This is a genomic window from Mycolicibacterium obuense, from assembly GCF_055397605.1.
Map to the genome: position 1 here is coordinate 5293989 of NZ_AP043663.1, position 18324 is coordinate 5312312.

Below are 18324 nucleotides of genomic sequence, written 5' to 3' on the forward strand. Positions count from 1 at the left end.
GCACACCAGGAGAACTCCTTGACTCAGACCGCCGCCTCGCCGGACACCTCGTTTCCGCTCGAGGTGTGGCCCGGCAAGGCCTACCCCCTTGGCGCCACCTACGACGGCTACGGCACCAACTTCGCGCTGTTCAGCGAGGCCGCCGAGAAGGTCGAGCTGTGCCTGTTCGACGCGAACGGCGAGCAGACCGCCTGCATCACCCTCCCCGAGGTCGACGGCTTCGTCTGGCACGGGTTCATCCCCAGCATCGAGCCGGGCCAGCGGTACGGCTACCGGGTGCACGGCCCCTACGATCCGGCCAACGGCGTGCGCTGCAACCCGAACAAGCTGCTGCTGGACCCGTACGCCAAGGCCATCGACGGCACCTTCGAGTGGGACCAGTCGCTGTTCTCCTACAACTTCGGCGACCCGGACAGCCGCAACGACGACGACTCGGCCGCCAACATGCCCAAGTGCGTGGTCATCAACCCGTACTTCGACTGGGGGGTGGACCGCCCACCCAACCACGAGTACGCCGACTCGGTGATCTACGAGGCCCACGTCAAGGGCCTCACCATGACCCACCCGGATGTCCCCGAGCAGATCCGCGGCACCTACGCCGCTGTCGCGCACCCGGCGATCATCGAGCACCTGAAGTCGCTGAGCATCACGGCGATCGAGCTGATGCCGGTGCATCACTTCGCCAACGACTCGACGCTGGTGGACAAGGGGCTGTCGAACTACTGGGGCTACAACACCATCGGCTTCTTCGCGCCGGACTTCAAGTACAGCTCCAACCCGAACCCCGGCGGTCAGGTCCAGGAGTTCAAGGCGATGGTGCGGGCGCTGCACGAGGCGAACATCGAGGTCATCCTCGACGTGGTCTACAACCACACCGCCGAGGGCAACCACATGGGTCCGACCTTGTCGATGCGCGGCATCGACAACGCCGCGTACTACCACCTTGTCGACGACGACAAGCGGTTCTACATGGACTACACGGGCACCGGCAACAGCCTCAACGTCAGCCATCCGCACACGCTGCAGCTGCTGATGGACTCGCTGCGGTACTGGGTGACCGAGATGCACGTCGACGGGTTCCGCTTCGACCTGGCCTCGACGCTGGCCCGCGAGTTCTACGAGGTCGACCGGCTGGCCACGTTCTTCGAACTCGTACAGCAGGACCCGACGGTCAGCCAGGTGAAGCTGATCGCCGAGCCGTGGGACGTCGGCCCGGGTGGCTACCAGGTGGGCAACTTCCCGCCGCAGTGGACGGAGTGGAACGGCAAGTACCGCGACACCGTGCGGGACTTCTGGCGCGGTGAGGGCGCCAGCATCGACGAGTTCGCCTACCGGTTGACCGGCTCGTCGGACCTCTACGAGCACACCGCGCGCCGGCCTGTCGCGTCGATCAACTTCGTCATCGCTCACGACGGGTTCACTTTGCGCGACCTCGTGTCGTACAACGAGAAGCACAACGACGCCAATGGCGAGGACAACAACGACGGCGAGAGTCACAACCGGTCGTGGAACTGCGGCGTCGAGGGGCCGACCGACGATCCGGAGATCAACGCGCTGCGCGCCCAGCAGGAACGCAACTTCATGACCACGCTGCTGCTGTCGCAGGGTGTCCCGATGATGTGCCACGGTGACGAACTCGGACGCACCCAGGGCGGCAACAACAACGGCTACTGCCAGGACAACGAGATCACCTGGATCAATTGGGCAGAAGTCGACGAGGGCCTGCTGGACTTCACCCGGGCGGTGTCGGAGTTGCGGGCCAATCATCCCGTGTTCCGGCGGCGGCGGTTCTTCTCCGGTAAGCCCGTCGGTCGCCGCGGCGCCGAGGGCCTGCCCGACATCGCGTGGTTCGGCCCGGACGGCACGGAGATGAGCGGCGAGGACTGGGAGTCCGGTTTCGCGAAGTCGATGACGGTGTTCCTCAACGGCCAGGGCATCCCCGACATGGACGCCCGCGGCCAGCGCGTGGTCGACGACTCGTTCCTGCTGTGCTTCAACGCCCACTACGAGCCGATCGACTTCACGTTGCCGCCCAAGGAATTCGGCGCTGCGTGGGTGACGGAGATCAACACCGGCGAGCTCACCCCTGACGGTCAGCAGGACGAGCCACAGCCGGCCGGGGCGACGCTGAAGGTGCCGGCGCGGGCGACGATCGTGCTGCGGGCAACGACCGAGTGACGTGATGGTGTGAAAGGCTGACACGAAAGACGTTGCGCGGCAGCACGCTTACCCGCCGGGTTCAGCGTGTTTGCCGCTCCGATGTGTTAGCTTGGGAGCGCTGTTGCAGCCGTGGCCGCTCGTTGGCGGACGTCGTGACGTTTCGCCACCGGTCGGGCGGGCCGGAGTAGGAGCCGTAGAGCGGCGGTGACCTACCGGGTGGCCACGGTTGCCAGCTTTTTCTGTGCGTCAGCCGCGCAGGATGCGCTCGATCGACCGCATCGGGATCGGCAGCCACGACGGACGGAACCTCGCTTCGTAGGCCGCTTCGTACACCGCCTTGTCCAGTTCGTAGGCGGCCAGGATCTGCGTCGCCGCAGCCGGATCCGCTCCGCCCCCGGCGGCATATCCGGCACAGAACGCGGCACTGTTGCCGTCCACCCACTCCCGCGCCCGCTCGGCCAGCTCGTCACCGCCGTCACCCCGCTCGACCACCAGCTGGTAGGCCGCGTACTCGAACGAGCGCAACACGCCGGCCACATCGCGCAGCGGCGAATCCGGCCGCCGCCGCTCGTCCAACGGTTGACCCGGCTCACCCTCGAAGTCGATCAGCACCCAGCCGTCTTCGGTCTTAAGCACCTGCCCCAGATGCAGATCGCCGTGCACTCGCTGCACGATCATCGCCTCGTCGGCCAGCGCGCGGTAGCGGGCTTCGATCAGCGGCATGTGATCGGTCAGCGCGGGCGCCGCCTCGACTGCGGTGCGCAACCGCGCGAGGACCGTATCGACGGGGAACGGCACTGTCGACGTGCCGAGCGCGTCGGCAAGGGCCGCGTGCACCGAGGCCACCGCCTCCCCGAGACGGCGGGATTCTCCTGTGAAGTCGGAGAAGTCCTCACGGGTACTGGCCGTCGCCATGTCCCAGCCTTCGCAGCTGTCGGCTGCGAACGCGGTCACCATGCCGAGCGCGGACGGCTCGGTGTCACCCGTCGTATCCCCCGCCACCCCGCCGGTCTCGAAGGAACCGAACAGCGTCGCCACATGGTGGTTCTGCGCGCGCGCCAGCACCCTGTTCAACTCGATGTCGGGGTTGACGCCTGGAGTCACGCGCCGGAACACCTTGAGGATGGCCTCGCTGCCGAAGATCACGCTGGTGTTGCTCTGCTCGGCGCCCGAGACCCGGGGCGCCGCGGCGAGAGGCAGCGCGGCACCGGGCTCTTTGACGAACGTCAGCGGACCCACCGTGGCGGATTCGTCGATCAGGGACAGAAGTCGGGTCGCCGCGGCGGGATCGAACATCGCGTCGTAGGCGAAGCGACCCTGATCCGATCCGATCGCCGCGATGTCGCCGAAGTCGGGTACCGGGGTGTCGCTCCAGCGGACCAGCACCTGGTAGCGCTCGGTGGAGCCGTCGCCGTACCCGATGTCCAGCAGAACATGGTCGAGGTCGGCGTTTAGCGCGGTGACGGCGATCGGTACGGCGCGGGTCAATTGGCGAGTGCGCCCGGCGTACCAGCGCTGGCGCACTATCCAGTCAGCGAAGGGCAGTCTCATCACGGTGTCCCTGTACCCGTTACGACGTCGCCGACCACGCTCAGGCGAGGAATCGCTCCGCACCGGCGGTGCGCACATACCGCAGGCTGTTGGCCTGCCGGTAGCCGAGGACCCCGCCCCCGAAGGTCAGCAGGATGAGGCCGGCGAGACCGGGGAGTGCGACGGCCGCGAGCTGGGCGACGGTGGGGCTGACCATGGAGCGCGGCATCGCCTCGGCTCGCGGCACCGCACCGGTGGACAGGGGCTGCGCGGTGATGCCCGGTGTCGGGGCGATCGAGCCGCGGATTGTCGGGGCGCTGGCTCCGGCGACTCCTGGCGCGGTCACGCCCGGCTCGGCGCCGACAGCGTCGGGCGCTCTGACGCCCCGGGGTGCGGCATCGGCGGCCGTGAGGGCGCGCGGCACGGTCACCACGAGTGGTGCTCGGAGACCGGCGGGATCGTGGCCGGCACCTCCTCCGCCGCCACCTCCCGCGCCGGCGGTACCGGTGGACGCATCCACCACCGGCGCCTCCTCCTGGGTACGGAACGCCGGACCGGGCGGCGGTGCCGGCGGCACGATCGACAGTGCCGAGAGGAACTGCGTCAAGGTCGGCACGGGGATCTCGACCGTGGTGTAGAAGTTGCGCGGCAGCGGCAGTTGACCCGACGGGATCTCGCCGGGGGCGGGCAGCCGCAGCATCGGGATGGTCAGCGACCGACCGGAGTCGACCTTGCCGGATTCCCGGGGCGCCACCGGGGAGTCGGGCTCGGAGGGTTCGCGAGAGCCGCCGCTGCGTGAGGGTTCTTCCGGGTCGGTGTCGACGGTGACCGACGCGTCGTCGGGAGTGTCGACTGAGGTAGATCCGCTGGACGTGCTTCCCGATGTGTCCGTCGACGTGTTCTTGGGTGCCTCGGAACCGCTGTCGGAGCCGCCGGAGTCCGTCTGCGAGGAACCGTCACTGTCCGAGGGTTGCGCGAGGGCGGGCCCGACCCCAACACCGACACCGCCGAGGAACAGCACCAGGGACAGCGCGCCGGCAGCCGCGATGACACGCGATGCGGGCCGCCCCATGATGTCCCCTCATTCAGCCGACGCAGTACCGAAAGACCGTCGTTGACTCCCCGGCAATTCTCGCATACCAGCACAACCCCGAGGCCGGATCGGAGTTTGCTGAGCGCAGCCGGAAATCTACGCGCGCGTCAGCGGGTTGCTGTGCCGGTTATGGTGCCGTAGTGACGTCCGGAAGCCGACCCCGCGATCACGGCGATCCCGGCGATGCGCCGACCATTCCGCCGCCGCTGCGCGAACCCGTCAATCCTGCCCGGCCCTCAGCCGCCGAAGAGGCGCGCACGATCGCGGCGTCGACCAACTCCGCGACGCTGGCGACGCTGACGGCCTACGGCGATCCGTGGGCGTCGTTCGTGACCTATGGGCTGCTCGGCGGAGCGCCGGTGCTGTGCGTGTCGAACCTCGCCGAGCACGGCCGCAACCTGGCGGCCGACCCGAGGGCGAGCCTGGCCATCGTCGCGCCGGCCACCGAGTCCGATCCCCTGGCCAACGCGCGCATCACGGTAGCGGGTCTCGTGGAACGTCCGACCGGCGACGAGCACACGGCAGCGCGCGAGGCGCACCTGGCGGCGGTGGATGCGGCCAAGTACTACATCGACTACACCGACTTCACGCTGTGGGTGTTGCGGGTGGCCCGTGTGCGGTGGGTCGGCGGCTACGGCCGCATGGAGTCGACGAGCGGAGCAGACTACGGCGCTGCGCAACCGGACCCGGTCAGCCGCCACGCCGCGGGCGCCATCGCCCATCTGAACGCCGACCACGCCGACGCGCTGGCCGCGATGGCGCGGGAACTGGGCGGGTACCCGGACACCACGACCGCCTCGTGCACCGGCGTGGACCGCTACGGCCTGGATCTGCGGGTGCTGACCGAACGCGGAATGGCCTACACCAGAATCGGTTTCGCTTCCCCGCTGGATTCCGCCGACGAATTGCGTTCAGCCACGGTCGAGTTGACGCGTCGGGCCCGCGGGCAGTGATTCTCCGGCGGGCACTACGATCGCGCTATGTCCGAGCAGATGCAGCGTCCCGAGACCTGGCAGGCCGCGTTCGAGCTGATCCGCACGCGCGGACACGAGCGTCGCGAGGAGCCGTTCCGGTTGGCCAGCGGCCAGCTCAGCCATGACTACATCGACGGCAAGTTCGCCGTCGACACCGGGGAGCGGCTGTCGGTGGTGAGCCGCGCGGTGGCCGATCTCGCCGCTGCCCACGGCATCGAGTTCGACGCCGTCGGCGGTCTGACGATGGGCGCCGATCCGCTCGCGCACGGCGTGGCGATGGTGACGGGCAAGGCCTGGTTCTCGGTGCGCAAGGAGCAGAAGCAGCGTGGCCGTGAGCAGTGGATCGAGGGCACCCGGTTGCAGGCCGGGGACCGGGTGCTGCTGGTCGATGACGTGATCAGCACCGGGGGCTCGACCGAGCTGGCGCTCGAGCGCATCGAGCCCCTGGGCGTGGTCGTGACGGGCGTGATCCCGATGGTCGATCGCGGGGACATCGCCGCCGCGCGATTCGCCAAGCGCGGCATACCGTTTCAGGCGCTGGTGAGCTACCGCGACCTGGGCATCGACCCCGTCAAGGACGTGTGATTTCGGCGTGGTTGTCGTCGCTGACCGACGATAGGCACGCCGAAATCACGCAGGGGTGACGAGCACGGCGTCGCTGTCCACCGCGACGGCCACGCGCTCGCCGGGCTGCAGGTCCCGGGCCGCCGAGCTGGCCATCTGAGCCATCAGCACCGCACCGTCGGCCGCGCTCAGGTGCACCCGCGAGATCGCCCCCAGGAACGACACCGATGTCACGGTCGCGGTGCCCGCCGGGTCAGCGGTCACGTTCACCGACTCGGGCCGCACCATCGCCACCCCTTCGCCGTCGACCGAACCCGGCGCCGCGGGCAGCGACAGCCCGAGCAGTGACGCGCGGCCACCGGACACCGTCGCGGGCACCCTGTTGTTGAGCCCGACGAAGTCGGCGACGAACGGCGTAGCCGGGTGGGCATAGAGCTCGGCGGGTTCGGCGAGCTGTTCGAGCCTGCCTTTGTTCATGACCCCGACCCGGTCCGCGACGGCCAGCGCCTCCTCCTGGTCGTGGGTGACGAACAGCGTCGTGGTGCCGACGTCGAGCTGTACGCGCCGGATCTCGTCACGCAGCTGGGTGCGCACCTTGGCGTCGAGCGCCGAGAGCGGCTCGTCGAGCAGCAGCACCCGGGGCTGGATCGCCAGCGCCCGGGCCAGCGCGACGCGCTGCTGCTGCCCACCCGACAACTCCTTGGCGTAGCGGCCGCCCAGCGCCCCCAGGCCCACCAGATCGAGCATGTCGGCCGCGCGGGACAGCCTCTCGCCCTTGGCTTTTCCTCGCATCTTCAGACCGAACGCGACGTTGTCGAGCACCGTCAGGTGGGGGAACAGGCTGTAGGCCTGGAACACCATGCCCATGTCCCGCTTGTTGGCGGGCACCGTGCTGACGTCGACGCCACCGACGGTCACGGTGCCCGACGTCGCCTCGTCGAGACCGGCGAGGATGCGCAGTGCCGTGGTCTTCCCGCAGCCCGACGGGCCGAGCAGCGCCACCATCTCACCGGGTTCGATGTGCAGGGTCAGCCCGTCGAGCGCCCTGGTCTCACCGTAGAGACGGGTCAGCTCGGTGAGCTCGACGGCAACTCCGGTCACGTGGTCACTCCTGTCTGGTGGCGGCGGCCACGGGTGACCAGGGAGAGGATCAGCAGCAGCGCGAAGCCGAACAGCAGCGTGGCCAGCGACGCGGCCACCGAGGTCGGGCCGTTGCTCTTGCCGATGGTCACGATCTGCACCTGCAACGTCTCGTATCCCGACAGCGACGCGATGGTGAACTCGCCGAGCACCACGGCGATCGAGATGAAGGCCGCCGACAGGATGCCCGACCAGATGTTGGGCACCACGACCCGCAGGATCGTCGTCACCCAGCCGGCCCCGAGCGACCGTGCCGCCTCGGAGAGGGTCTGCAGGTCGATGCTCGACAGTGCAGCGTCCAGCGCGCGGTAGGAGAACGGCAGCACCACCACGACGTAGACGAACGTCAGCGTCAGCGCCGACTCCCCGAAGAAGTACGTCACCCACAGGTACACGTTGCGCAGTCCGACGACGATCACCAGGGCCGGGATCGTCAGCGGCAGCAGGCACAGGAATTCGATCAGCCCTTTGGCCCAGGGCGCGCGCAACCGGACCCAGATCATGGTGGGCACCAACAGGATCAGCATCGCCAGCACGGTCAGTACCGCCAGCGACAGGGAGACGATGATCGCGCGGTACAGCGCCTCGTCGGCGATCAGATTCGCCCACGCCTGCCCGGTGCGCCCGCCGGAGATCAGGTCGCGTGTCGAGAAGTCGGCCATCGCGTAGAGCGGAAAGCAGAAGAACAGCCCGAACGCCACCCACAGCAGCCCGCGCACCGCCCGCGTCATGACAGCCACCGCGCGCTGCGCCGCACCAACAGGTTGTAGGCGACCATCACCACGGCCACCACGACGATCATCTCGAGCGCCAGTGCGTAGGCGAAACCGGCCTGCCCCAGCACCACCTCGCTGACCAGCGACGCCCGGATCAGCAGCGGCAGGATCGGGCTGCCTTGACTGACCAGCGCGGCGGCCGTGGCATAGGCGGCAAAGGCGTTGGCGAACAGCAGAAGCATCGAACCGAGGAACGCCGGGGTCAGCAACGGCACCGCCACTTCCCGCCAGTAGTCCCACGTGGACGCCCCGAGGCTGACCGCCGCCTCGCGCCACTGCTCACGCAGGCCTTCCAGCGCAGGCACGAACACGATCACCATCAGTGGGATCTGGAAATACGTGTAGACCAGGATCAGCCCGCCCAGGCCGTACAGCCACCCCGAGCCGGCGAGATTCCAGCCGGTCGCCTGCTGCACCCACAGCGTCAGCACACCGTTCAAGCCGACTGTCGCCAGGAACGCGAAAGCCAAAGCCACTCCGCCGAATTGGGCCAGCACGCTGCACAGCGACAGCACGGCCCGGCGCACCATCGACGTCGGCGGGCTGCTGACGATCAGCCACGCCATCACCGCACCGAGCAGCGCGCCGAGCAGTGCCGTGGCGGCGCTGAGCAGCACGCTGGTCAGCAGCGCCGACAGCGCCGTCCCGGTGAACAGCGCCGCGATGCGACTGAAGGAGAACACCCCGTCGAGATACACAGAGCTCACCACGACGGTGACCGTCGGGATGATCAGGAAGATCAGGACGACGGCCAGGAACGGCAGCAGCGGCAGGCCGTCACGAACACGGCGCATGTCAACCAACCGCGGCGGCCCAGTTCTCCGACAGGTATTTCGAGGCGGCCTCGGTCTGCTGCGGGGTCGGCACCGTGACCGGTCCGTCGACCACCGGGAGCGCCTTGGCGACCTCGGCGTCCAGCGTCTTGTTCGCGATCATGTTGTCGGCGCGCACCGGGCGAACGCCGCCCTGGGCGTAGAGGTTCTGCCCCTCGTCGCTGTAGAGGAACTCCTGCCACAGCCGTGCCGCGGCCGGGTGCGGCGCCTCCTTGTTGATCGCCTGGTAGTAGTACCCCGCGACCGCGGCGTTCGGCGGTACGAACACCGTCCAGGACGGAAGCTTCTTCGTCTCAGACGAATTCGTGTAGTTCCAGTCGATGACGACCGGCGTCTGCCCGGATTCGATGGTCGCCGGCGTCGGGTCCACCGGCAGGAAGTTGCCCGCCTGCTTGAGCTTGCGGAAGAACTCGACGCCCGGGGCGATGTCGTCGGCGGACCCGCCCTGCGACAGCGCCACCATCAGCACGCCGGAGAACGCCGCACCGGCCTGGGTGGGATCTCCGTTGAGCGCGACCTTGCCCTGGTACTCGGGCTTGAGCAGATCGTTGACATTCGTCACCGGGGGCACCTTGGCGGAGTCGAAGCCGATCGACATGTAGCCGCCGTAGTCGTTGACCCATGCCCCGCTGGGATCTTTGAAGGCGGCCGGGATGTCGTCGAAGGTCGCCACCTTGTACGGCGCGAACATCGCGGTGTTGGCCAGCGCCACGGACTGGCCGAGGTCGAACACGTCCGGAGCGCTGCTGCGGCCCTTCTGCTGGTTGGCGGCGTTGATCTCGTCCTGGCTCGACGCATCGGGTTGCGCAGAGTTCACCTTGATGCCGTACTTGTCGGAGAAGGCCTTGATGATCGCTCCGTAGTTGGCCCAATCCGGCGGCAGCGCAATCACATTGAGCTCACCCTCGTCCTTGGCTGCCTTGACCAGACCGTCCATGTCGCCGAAGTCGGCCGCCGAGGTGGCCTCTGACGCCTTGCCGCCGGACTGCGTCTGGGAGCCGGAGTCGTTCTTCTCCGGTGGGGCGCACGCCGCGGCGCCGACGACCAGCAGGGCCGATGCGGCACAGACGAGGAACCGGGACAGGCGTCCAGTGGTGTTGGCAGAGGGCATGGTTGAGACCTTCCGGTGAGCAGGAGGCGGCGCAGTGGCGCGGCGATTACCTGGCCGTGTCATCGCGGTGAACCATAACCTGGCGGCGCTGCTCGCGCCTAGGGTTGAGCAGGTGGGCATGTCCGGGCCGGTTACCGCGTTCGCCGGCGCTCCGGTGGCGATGCTCGCGACCGTGCGACCCGACGGTTCCCCCCATGTCGTGCCCGTGGTGTTCGCGACGGCCGCCGATCGCGACGACGTCGTGTTCACGGCCGTCGACGCGAAGCCCAAGTCGACCCGGCGGCTGCGTCGGCTGGACAACATCGCCCACCGACCCCAGGTGAGCCTGCTGGTCGAGCACTACGACGACGACTGGTCGCGGCTGTGGTGGGTGCGGGCGGACGGCACGGCGACGATCCATCACGAGGGCCGCGCGCTGGCGGAGGGCTATGCGCAGTTGCGGGCCAAGTACCCGCAGTATGACCGCGTCGCGCTGGACGGCCCCGTGATCAGCATCGCGATTCACCGCTGGGCGTCCTGGGGTGGGGGCTAGCCGGTAGAGGAGATCGCCGCCCGCCTCGATCGGCTACTCGGTGCCTGAAGCGGCCTGACGCTCCGCCGGCTCGGAGTCGGCCGGCGCCGTCAGCCGCTCCTCGTAGGCGCCTTCGTCGCGGCCCAGCGCGATGGTGCCGGCAGCCATCGCCAGCGTCGAGATCGCCAGCGCCACCGCATCGAGGCGGCTCACGTCCAGATGTTCACCGAGCACGACCGCGCCGAGGATGACCGCGATCACCGGCTCGAGGGTCAGCATCGTCGGCACGGACGTCTGCAGGGAGCCGGCATGGAACGCCGACTGCTGCAGCAGCACGGCGATCACGCCGAGCACGACAAGCAGATAGGGCACCGGCGTGGCGAAGACGGTGGACGCTCCCTCGTGGGTGAGCACGTGCATGAACAACTTCGTCAGCACCGCGACCACGCCGAAGAGCACGCCGACCGCGACCGCCAGCAACACCGCACGGCGCCAATCGGCGCTGCGCAACGCGACGACGACGCACGCCAGCACAGCCGCCGTGCAGACGACCGCGACGATCGCCGACATCCCCAGCGAGGCCTCGTAGTCACCGGGGCTGGGTTTGGCCAGCACGACGAACACCGCCAGCGCGGCGGTGAGCAGCAGCGCCCAGGCCCATTCCCCGCGAGTGACCCTGCGATGGGCCAGCCGGGCCGACAGTGGCAGTGCGAACAGCAGCGCCGACACCAGGATGGGTTGCACCAGGAGCAGGGATCCGTTGGCCAGCGCCAGCGCCTGGAACACGAACCCGGCCACCGCCGCGGCGGTTCCGGCCCACCACAGCGGCCTACGGATCAGCGTCAGCACCATGACGGCGCTGACGCCGTGTTCGGCGGGCACGTCCAGGGTGGCCCGCTGCCGCACCACGATGCCGATGGCCAGGAACACCGCCGCCAACAACGACAGCAGGACGGTCACGCCATGGCCGATCACCCGACAAGGACAGCACACCTACCGTGCCGCTGCCCACCCGGCACGACGGGCGCCGGTGATCGATCTTGTTTCAGCAGCGCGGAACTGGGCACTCCCTGCGCCATGAATCTGCGGAGATTGCTCATGCTCGCCGGCGCGGTGGTGTTGCTCGTCGGAGTGATCGCACTGTTGGTGCCGGTATCGGTGCCGGGACCCCAGGGTGACATCGGCTGTGGCAACGCGATCGCGTCGGATCTGTCCCAGGCGCGCGACGTCGACGGCAACAATCTGGCCAACCTGCCGGTGCTGAACGAGATCATCCCGCACAAGGACTTCGTCGCCGAGTGCCAGTCCGCGCTGTCGTCGCGGCGCTCCTGGTCGATCCCCGTGGCCGTCGTCGGCGTTCTGGTGATCGCCGGTTCGTTCTTCGTCGGTGGTCGCACCGGCCGGGTGCGGGCCTGACTTTTTTGACCGCCGTCTCTAGCTGGCGCGCTCGTCCTTGACCACCCGCAGCCGGGGCCGCTCCTGCGGTTCCGGCTGCGCCGATGTCTCGGGTGCGATCTTGTCGGTGACCGTGGCCGCCACGGAGTCGATGCGGTTGACGGCACGGTCGCACAGCCCCCGCACCCGGTCTCCTGCGCCTTCCACAGCGGAGTCGACGTCGTCGGCCGCGCTGAGCAGGTAGGCCCGCATGTTCAGCCGCCACCGTTCCCCGGCGCGGCGTAGCCGGTGGCGGAGCCGATCGTCGACCTCGACGGTCACATACGGCAGCACTCGAAGCTTCATCTCCCGTGCCTCCCCTGTGTGGATGCCTGTGCCCAGGGTAGCGGGAATCAGCGCGCCGCTCTGGCCGCCGTGACGGCTCCCGCGGCATCCCGGCTCGCCTGCTTGCCGGCAGCATAGGCGTCTTCGGCTGCGCGCCGCGCCTCCTCGGCGGTGCGCAGCGCTTCCTCGGCGGTGGCGAGCCGGCGGCGCGCGTCCTCGACCCGTAACCGGGCCACGGACAGGTCGGACTGCAGCTCCGCAAGAGCCGCGTCGGCGTCGGCCTGCCGGGCGAGAGCGTCTCGCAGGGCCGGGGACGGGCCTCGTCGGGCCCGCTTCTCGGCCGGTGGGGCCGGTGCGCTGGCCGGGGAACGCTTCGCCGACACCGCGGTCGCGACCCCGAAGTCGCCGAAGCCGGACCACTGTTCGGCCTTGGTCAGCCGGCCCAGGCGGGCGAGCACCTCGGAATCGGCGACGGCCGCCTGCAGGGTCGAGACGACGTCGTCGCGCAGCGCGGCTGACGGATCGGAGATCCCCGCCGCGACGAACCCGGCGTGGCTCAGTTCCTCCACCAGTCGGCGCTGCTCGGTGGTCAGGGCGCGGATCGCGTCGCCGTCCATCGCCGCGTGCGCCTCCCGTAGCCGCGAGCGCAGGTCCGCGAGTTGGGTTCGCGCGGTGCCTCTCAGCGCCAGCAGATTCACCACCCACGCCGCGACGGTCGGCCTGCGGCTGGCGCCGATCTGCTTCGCGGCGTCGCCGTCACCGGCTTTCTTGGCCGCCGCGGCCAGCTCGGTGCGCCGCGCGGTGAAGTCCTGCGGGCGCGCCGTGTACAGCGCATCGAGTGCATCGGACACCGCGTCGGTCGCTGGATCGTCCACCCCATCAGCCACAATGTCCACTATCACCGAGAACACTGGTCGTCATCCACTCCGCCCGGCCATCGTGGTCGGCGCACTCGGCGTGGTGTTCGGCGACATCGGCACCAGCCCGATCTACACGCTGGCCACCGTTTTCGACCCCCACGATCCGCACCCGGTGCCGGTGTCGCGCGATCACGTCTACGGCGTGGTGTCGCTGATCTTCTGGTCGGTGATGATGATCGTGACGTTCACCTACGTGACGCTGGTGATGCGCGCAGACAACCACGGCGAGGGCGGCATCATGGCCCTGATCACGCTCGTGAAGAAGTTCTCGAAACCGTCCACACGACGGGTGTCGACCGTGCTGGCGGCGCTCGGCGTGTTCGGCGCGGCACTGTTCTTCGGCGACAGCATGATCACCCCGGCCATCTCGGTGCTCTCGGCGGTCGAAGGCGTGAAGGTGATCGATCCCGGGTTCGCCGACTTCGTGGTGCCTGTGACCGCGGTGATCATCGTGATCCTGTTCTCCGTGCAGCGCCGTGGCACCGAGACGGTGGGCCGGTTCTTCGGTCCGGTGATGATCCTGTGGTTCGCCGTGATCGGCGCGTGCGGCATCCGCGGCATTGTCACCAATCCCGACATCCTCTGGGCGCTGTCACCGACCCACGCGCTGGAATTCCTGTCCGGCCGTTTCCATGTGGCGTTCTTCGCGCTCGCCGCGATCGTGCTGGCGGTCACCGGCGCCGAGGCGCTGTACGCCGACATGGGGCATTTCGGTCGCAAAGCCATCACCGTCGGTTGGTTGGGTCTGGTGCTGCCCGCCTGCACGCTCAACTACTTCGGGCAGGGCGCACTGGTGCTCTCCGACGAACGCAACGTCGCCGCACCGTTTTTCCTGCTCGTTCCGGAGTGGGGCCGCATCCCGATCGTGCTGCTGGCCACTGCGGCGACGGTGATCGCATCGCAGGCGGTGATCACCGGCGCGTTCTCGGTGGCATCGCAGGCAGCCAAGCTCGGTTACCTGCCCAGGCTGCGAATCCACTACACGTCGGCCACCGCGATGGGGCAGGTCTACGTGCCGTGGATCAACGGGATGCTGATGGTCGCGGTGCTGATCCTGGTGTTCGCGTTCCGCAGTTCCTCGGCGCTGGCGTACGCGTTCGGGATGGCGGTCACCGGCACGATCACGATCACCACGCTGCTGTTCCTCTACATCGCCCGCACCCGCGCCGGGGCGCCGCTGTGGTTGGTGCTCGGCGGTGGGGCGGTGCTGTTGACCGTCGACCTGATGTTCTTCGCGGCCAACATGACCAAGCTCGTGCACGGGGCGTGGCTGCCGCTGCTGATCGCCGTCGTCGCGTTCGTGGTGATGACGACGTGGCAGCGGGGCCGGGTGCTGGTCACCGAGGAACGACGTGAGGTCGAGGGTCCGATGCAGGACTTCATCGACGGGCTGACCACGATGGATCCGCCGTTGGTGCGGCTGCCGGGAACGGCCGTGTTCCTGAACAGGGGCGACGACACGGCGCCGCTGTCCATGCGCACCAACGTCGAACACAACCACGTGCTGGCAGAGCACGTGGTGATCATGAGTCTGACCACCGAACCGGTGCCGCGCATCCCGGATTCAGAGCGCGTCAGCGTCGACCGACTCGGGCCCGACGACGACGGCATCGTGCACGTGGTGGCCCGGTTCGGCTACATGGAGCACGTCAACGTGCCCAGGGTGCTCGGTCTGCTGGATTCCGAGCAGACCGAGGGCCCGCTCGACCTGGCGAACGCGACCTACTTCCTGTCGAAACTCGAACTGTGCGAAGGGGATCGACCGTCGATGGCGCGGTGGCGCAAGCGCCTGTTCATCGCGACGTCGTACATCACCTCAGACGCGGCGGCCTACTTCGGGCTACCGCTGGACCGCACCGTGGTGATCGGCTCACGACTCGAGGTCTGATTTCTGCAGATGCCGGCGCACCGGTTCCCGGCCGGGCGGCTGCGTCGGGGTGGGCAACAGGGGCGTGACCGGCTGAACGGGCACCGTGGTCGGCGCATCGGTGTTAATCTCCAGCGGTTCACCGGCATGACGGATGGTCAGTCGGTGGTGCGGCCCGTCGCGCAGGGTGTAGGTGACCGACGAGTGGTCGGCCTCGACGGTGACGCGGAAGTTTCGCCACCGCAACCGGAAACACAGCCGCTTGATCCCCGACGGCAGATGCGGGTCGAGGCTCAGCATGCCTTCGTCGTCGCGCAGCCCGCCGAAACCGCCGACGAGCGCGGTCCAGCTGCCCGCCAGTGACGCCAGGTGCAAGCCGTCACCGGTGTTGTGGTGCAGATTGCGCAGATCGATCAGCGCGGCCTCGTAGGCGTAGTCGTGCGCGAGCTCCAGGTGCCCCACCTCGGCGCACATCACCGCCTGCGTGCACGCCGACAACGACGAGTCGCGGGTGGTGCGCTTCTCGTAGTAGTCGACGTTGCGGGCCTTCTGCTCAGCGGTGAACGCGTGGCTCTGCCACTGCATGGCCAGCACGAGGTCAGCTTGTTTGACCACCTGCGCCGGATAGAGCCGCACGTACGGTTCGTGGAGCAGCAGAGGGTATTCGGTGTTCGCCGAGAAATCCCACTCCCGCAGCGTGGTGAAGCCATCGCACTGCGGGTGCACACCCAGCTCGTCGTCGTAGGGAATGTGCACGGCCTCGGCGGCATCGCGCCACGCGGCGGTCTCCTCGTTGTCCACCCCGAGATCGCTTGCGGCGTCCGGGTTTCGGTGGCAAGCGTCCACGGCGATGCGCAGGTTGTTGGCCGCCATCAGGTTGGTGAACACGTTGTCGCGCACCACCGCGGTGTACTCGTCGGGGCCGGTGACACCGTCGATGCGCCACAGACCGTTGCGGTCGTGGTGGCCCAGAGACATCCACAGCCGTGCGGTCTCGACGAGAACCGCCAGCCCGCAGTCTTTTTCGAGCGAGTGGTCGCCGGTGACCACGCGGTAGCGGTCGAACGCCATCGCGATGTCGGCGTTCACGTGGAACGCGGCGGTGCCTGCGGGCCAGTACGCCGAACACTCCTCTCCGGCGATCGTGCGCCACGGGAAGCTCGCGCCGTCGAGGTCGAGCTCTCTGGCGCGGTCGCAGGCGAGGTCCAGCGTCGAGGACCGCCACCGCAGCGCGTCTGCGGCGGCATGAGGTGCGGTGTAGGTCAGTACGGGTAGCACGTAACCCTCGGTGTCCCAGAAGGCGTGCCCGTCGTACCCGGTGCCGGTGAGGCCCTTCCCGGCGATCGCGCGGCGTTCGGCGCGGGCCGCGGCCTGGATCACGTGGAAGAGGCCGAAGCGCACCGCCTGCTGGCAGTCGGCATCGCCGTCGACCTCGACGTCCGCACTGTCCCAGAAGTCGTCGAGATACTCCCGCTGCGAGTCGAGCAGTCCGTCCCAGCCCGTGTAGCGGGCACCGGCGATCGCGGCGGCGACCTGATCGCGCAGGGCAGGCCGGGATCGGATGCTCGACCAGCCGTAGGCGAGATACTTGACCAGGCGCAGCTTTTCACCCGGCTGCAAGCCGCACACCACCGTGGTGCGGGCCCAGTCGCCGCCGGCGTCGCCGCTGATGTCGACGCGCCCGGGGGCCTCGACGACGTGATCCATCGCCGCAGCCATCATCAGCTTGCTGGCCCGGGTGCGGTGGATCAGCACCGCGCCGTTGTCGCTGACCTCGTGCTGCATCGCCTTGAGCGGATTCTTCAGGACCGATGCCACCCGCGGATCGTCGGAGGGCTCCGGCTGGTCCTCGTTGGCCACCAGCTCGGACTGCAGGGTGACGCGCACGGGATCGTCGACCGCCTCGACGATGTACTCGATGGCGGCCAGACCGCGCTGCGCCAGCGACACCAGCCGCACCGAGGTGACCCGGACGTGCTTGCCTGCAGGCGATTTCCACTCGGCTTCGCGCGTCAGGGTGCCTGCCCGCATGTCGAGCACCCGTTCGTGGGAGAGCAGGTCGCCGTAGCGGACGTCGAACGGCTCGTCCTCGACGAGCAGGCGGATCAGCTTGCCGTTGGTGACGTCGACGATCGACTGGCCGTCCTCGGGATAGCCGAAGCCTGCCTCGGCGTAGGGCAGAGGCCGCGTCTCGTAGAACCCGTTCAGATAGGTACCGGGCAGCCCGAACGGTTCCCCTTCGTCCAGGTTGCCGCGTAATCCGATGTGGCCGTTGGACAGTGCGAAGATCGACTCGGTCTGTGGCAGCAGGTCGAACACGAGCTGGGTTTCCCGGATCCGCCACGGTTCGACCGGGAAAGCCTCGTCGGAGATCATCATCGGTCGAGCAGCTCCCCCAGGTCGGTGACGACGATGCCGGCGCCGTGCTCACGCAGCGCATCGGCCTGACCGACACGGTCGACGCCGACGACGGCCCCGAAGTGACCGGCCTTAGCGGCGGCCACTCCCGACTGCGCGTCTTCGAAGATCGCGGCCTCCGCTGGTTCGACGCCGAGCAATTCGGCGGCGCGCAGGAAGCTGTCCGGTGCGGGCTTGCCGCGCAGATGCTCCTCCTGCAGCGTCACGCCGTCGACCCGTACTTCGACGTACTGGGCCAGTCCGGTGATCTCCAGGACCTGCTTGGTGTTGGCGCTCGACGACACGACGGCGCGGCGCAGGCCGGCCTCGGCGACCGCCTGCAGGTAGCGACGCGATCCGTCGAACACCTCGACCCCGTCCTTCTCCAACGTGTGTTGGAAGGCCGTGTTCTTCTCATCGCCGAGTTGGTGCACGCATGCGTCGTCGACGTCGATGTGGCGGCTCTCGAGGAAGGACCGCACGCCGTCCTCACGCGGCTTGCCGTCGACGTAGTCGTCGTAGTCGGCGCCGATGTCGAACGGGGTGAAGTCGTCGCCGTCGCGTGCCCGGAGGAAGTCGTCGAACATCTTCTTCCATGCCCGCTTGTGCACGCTGGCGGTATCGGTGAGCACGCCGTCGAGGTCGAACAGGCACGCGCGGATGCCCTCCGGTAGTCCGAACACCCTCCCTTTCTACCCAGACGGACTAATTTCCACGCTGTGACGGTTG

General features: G+C 68.5%; 17 protein-coding genes. 6 read left to right on the forward strand and 11 right to left on the reverse strand.

What is annotated here, in order from left to right; genetic code table 11:
• Positions 1 to 18: 18 nt before the first annotated feature.
• A complete protein-coding gene (glgX, locus tag ACZ50N_RS25665) occupies positions 19 to 2178 on the forward strand; it encodes a glycogen debranching protein GlgX (RefSeq protein WP_464474105.1) in 2160 nt (719 codons plus the stop codon).
• Positions 2179 to 2406: 228 nt separating this feature from the next.
• On the opposite strand, the gene ACZ50N_RS25670 is transcribed toward glgX, so the two are convergent.
• Positions 2407 to 3711 (reverse strand): maltokinase N-terminal cap-like domain-containing protein, encoded by a 1305-nt coding sequence (locus ACZ50N_RS25670; RefSeq protein WP_464474106.1) that lies wholly within the window; start codon positions 3709 to 3711, stop codon positions 2407 to 2409.
• Between the two features lie 40 nt (positions 3712 to 3751).
• Complete coding sequence (locus ACZ50N_RS25675) at positions 3752 to 4762, reverse strand: hypothetical protein (protein WP_464474107.1); 1011 nt, start codon at positions 4760 to 4762, stop codon at positions 3752 to 3754.
• A 161-nt stretch (positions 4763 to 4923) separates the two neighbouring features.
• On the opposite strand from ACZ50N_RS25675, the gene ACZ50N_RS25680 reads away from it, so the two are divergent.
• Together ACZ50N_RS25680 and pyrE are read left to right on the forward strand one after the other, a co-directional pair.
• Positions 4924 to 5736, forward strand: a complete 813-nt coding sequence (locus ACZ50N_RS25680; RefSeq protein ID WP_464474108.1) for a HugZ family pyridoxamine 5'-phosphate oxidase — start codon at positions 4924 to 4926, stop codon at positions 5734 to 5736.
• A gap of 27 nt (positions 5737 to 5763) precedes the next feature.
• Entirely contained in the window at positions 5764 to 6342 is a 579-nt protein-coding gene (pyrE, locus tag ACZ50N_RS25685; protein WP_046366419.1) for an orotate phosphoribosyltransferase, read from the forward strand.
• A 45-nt stretch (positions 6343 to 6387) separates the two neighbouring features.
• Here the strand turns inward: pyrE and ACZ50N_RS25690 are convergent, their stop codons facing one another.
• The 4 genes from ACZ50N_RS25690 to ACZ50N_RS25705 are packed head-to-tail and all read right to left on the reverse strand — an operon-like array spanning position 6388 to position 10181.
• Positions 6388 to 7422, reverse strand: a complete 1035-nt coding sequence (locus ACZ50N_RS25690; protein WP_464474109.1) for an ABC transporter ATP-binding protein — start codon at positions 7420 to 7422, stop codon at positions 6388 to 6390.
• Complete coding sequence (locus ACZ50N_RS25695) at positions 7419 to 8192, reverse strand: ABC transporter permease (RefSeq protein ID WP_046366417.1); 774 nt, start codon at positions 8190 to 8192, stop codon at positions 7419 to 7421. Before ACZ50N_RS25695 ends, ACZ50N_RS25690 begins: the two co-directional genes overlap by 4 nt.
• A complete protein-coding gene (locus tag ACZ50N_RS25700; protein WP_464469139.1) occupies positions 8189 to 9031 on the reverse strand; it encodes an ABC transporter permease in 843 nt (280 codons plus the stop codon). The genes ACZ50N_RS25695 and ACZ50N_RS25700 overlap by 4 nt, the downstream gene beginning before the upstream one ends.
• A 1-nt stretch (position 9032) precedes the next feature.
• Positions 9033 to 10181: an ABC transporter substrate-binding protein gene (locus ACZ50N_RS25705; protein WP_048423042.1), complete on the reverse strand. Its 1149-nt coding sequence runs from the start codon at positions 10179 to 10181 to the stop codon at positions 9033 to 9035.
• Between the two features lie 118 nt (positions 10182 to 10299).
• Between ACZ50N_RS25705 and ACZ50N_RS25710 the strand changes: the two genes are divergently transcribed.
• Positions 10300 to 10713 carry a TIGR03668 family PPOX class F420-dependent oxidoreductase gene (locus ACZ50N_RS25710; protein ID WP_464474110.1) on the forward strand — a complete coding sequence of 138 codons (414 nt, stop codon included), beginning with the start codon at positions 10300 to 10302 and terminating at the stop codon, positions 10711 to 10713.
• A 33-nt stretch (positions 10714 to 10746) separates the two neighbouring features.
• On the opposite strand, the gene ACZ50N_RS25715 is transcribed toward ACZ50N_RS25710, so the two are convergent.
• Positions 10747 to 11667, reverse strand: a complete 921-nt coding sequence (locus ACZ50N_RS25715) for a DMT family transporter (protein WP_464474111.1) — start codon at positions 11665 to 11667, stop codon at positions 10747 to 10749.
• Between the two features lie 102 nt (positions 11668 to 11769).
• Between ACZ50N_RS25715 and ACZ50N_RS25720 the strand changes: the two genes are divergently transcribed.
• Positions 11770 to 12108, forward strand: coding sequence for a hypothetical protein (locus ACZ50N_RS25720; protein ID WP_046366413.1), 339 nt, complete (start codon positions 11770 to 11772; stop codon positions 12106 to 12108).
• A gap of 18 nt (positions 12109 to 12126) precedes the next feature.
• Here ACZ50N_RS25720 and ACZ50N_RS25725 read toward each other — a convergent pair whose 3' ends face one another.
• Both ACZ50N_RS25725 and ACZ50N_RS25730 read right to left on the reverse strand, forming a co-directional pair.
• Entirely contained in the window at positions 12127 to 12432 is a 306-nt protein-coding gene (locus tag ACZ50N_RS25725; protein WP_046366412.1) for a hypothetical protein, read from the reverse strand.
• Between the two features lie 47 nt (positions 12433 to 12479).
• The gene (locus ACZ50N_RS25730; RefSeq protein ID WP_464474112.1) at positions 12480 to 13298 is read right to left on the reverse strand and encodes a hypothetical protein; all 819 of its coding nucleotides are present in this window, start codon (positions 13296 to 13298) and stop codon (positions 12480 to 12482) included.
• 1 nt (position 13299) lies between these two features.
• Between ACZ50N_RS25730 and ACZ50N_RS25735 the strand changes: the two genes are divergently transcribed.
• A complete protein-coding gene (locus ACZ50N_RS25735) occupies positions 13300 to 15219 on the forward strand; it encodes a potassium transporter Kup (RefSeq protein WP_464474113.1) in 1920 nt (639 codons plus the stop codon).
• On the opposite strand, the gene ACZ50N_RS25740 is transcribed toward ACZ50N_RS25735, so the two are convergent.
• Positions 15202 to 17574 (reverse strand): glycoside hydrolase family 65 protein, encoded by a 2373-nt coding sequence (locus ACZ50N_RS25740; protein ID WP_464475714.1) that lies wholly within the window; start codon positions 17572 to 17574, stop codon positions 15202 to 15204. The two genes, ACZ50N_RS25735 and ACZ50N_RS25740, sit on opposite strands and share 18 nt — an antisense overlap.
• Positions 17574 to 18278, reverse strand: coding sequence for a beta-phosphoglucomutase family hydrolase (locus ACZ50N_RS25745; protein WP_464474114.1), 705 nt, complete (start codon positions 18276 to 18278; stop codon positions 17574 to 17576). The genes ACZ50N_RS25740 and ACZ50N_RS25745 overlap by 1 nt, the downstream gene beginning before the upstream one ends.
• Positions 18279 to 18324 lie beyond the last annotated feature (46 nt).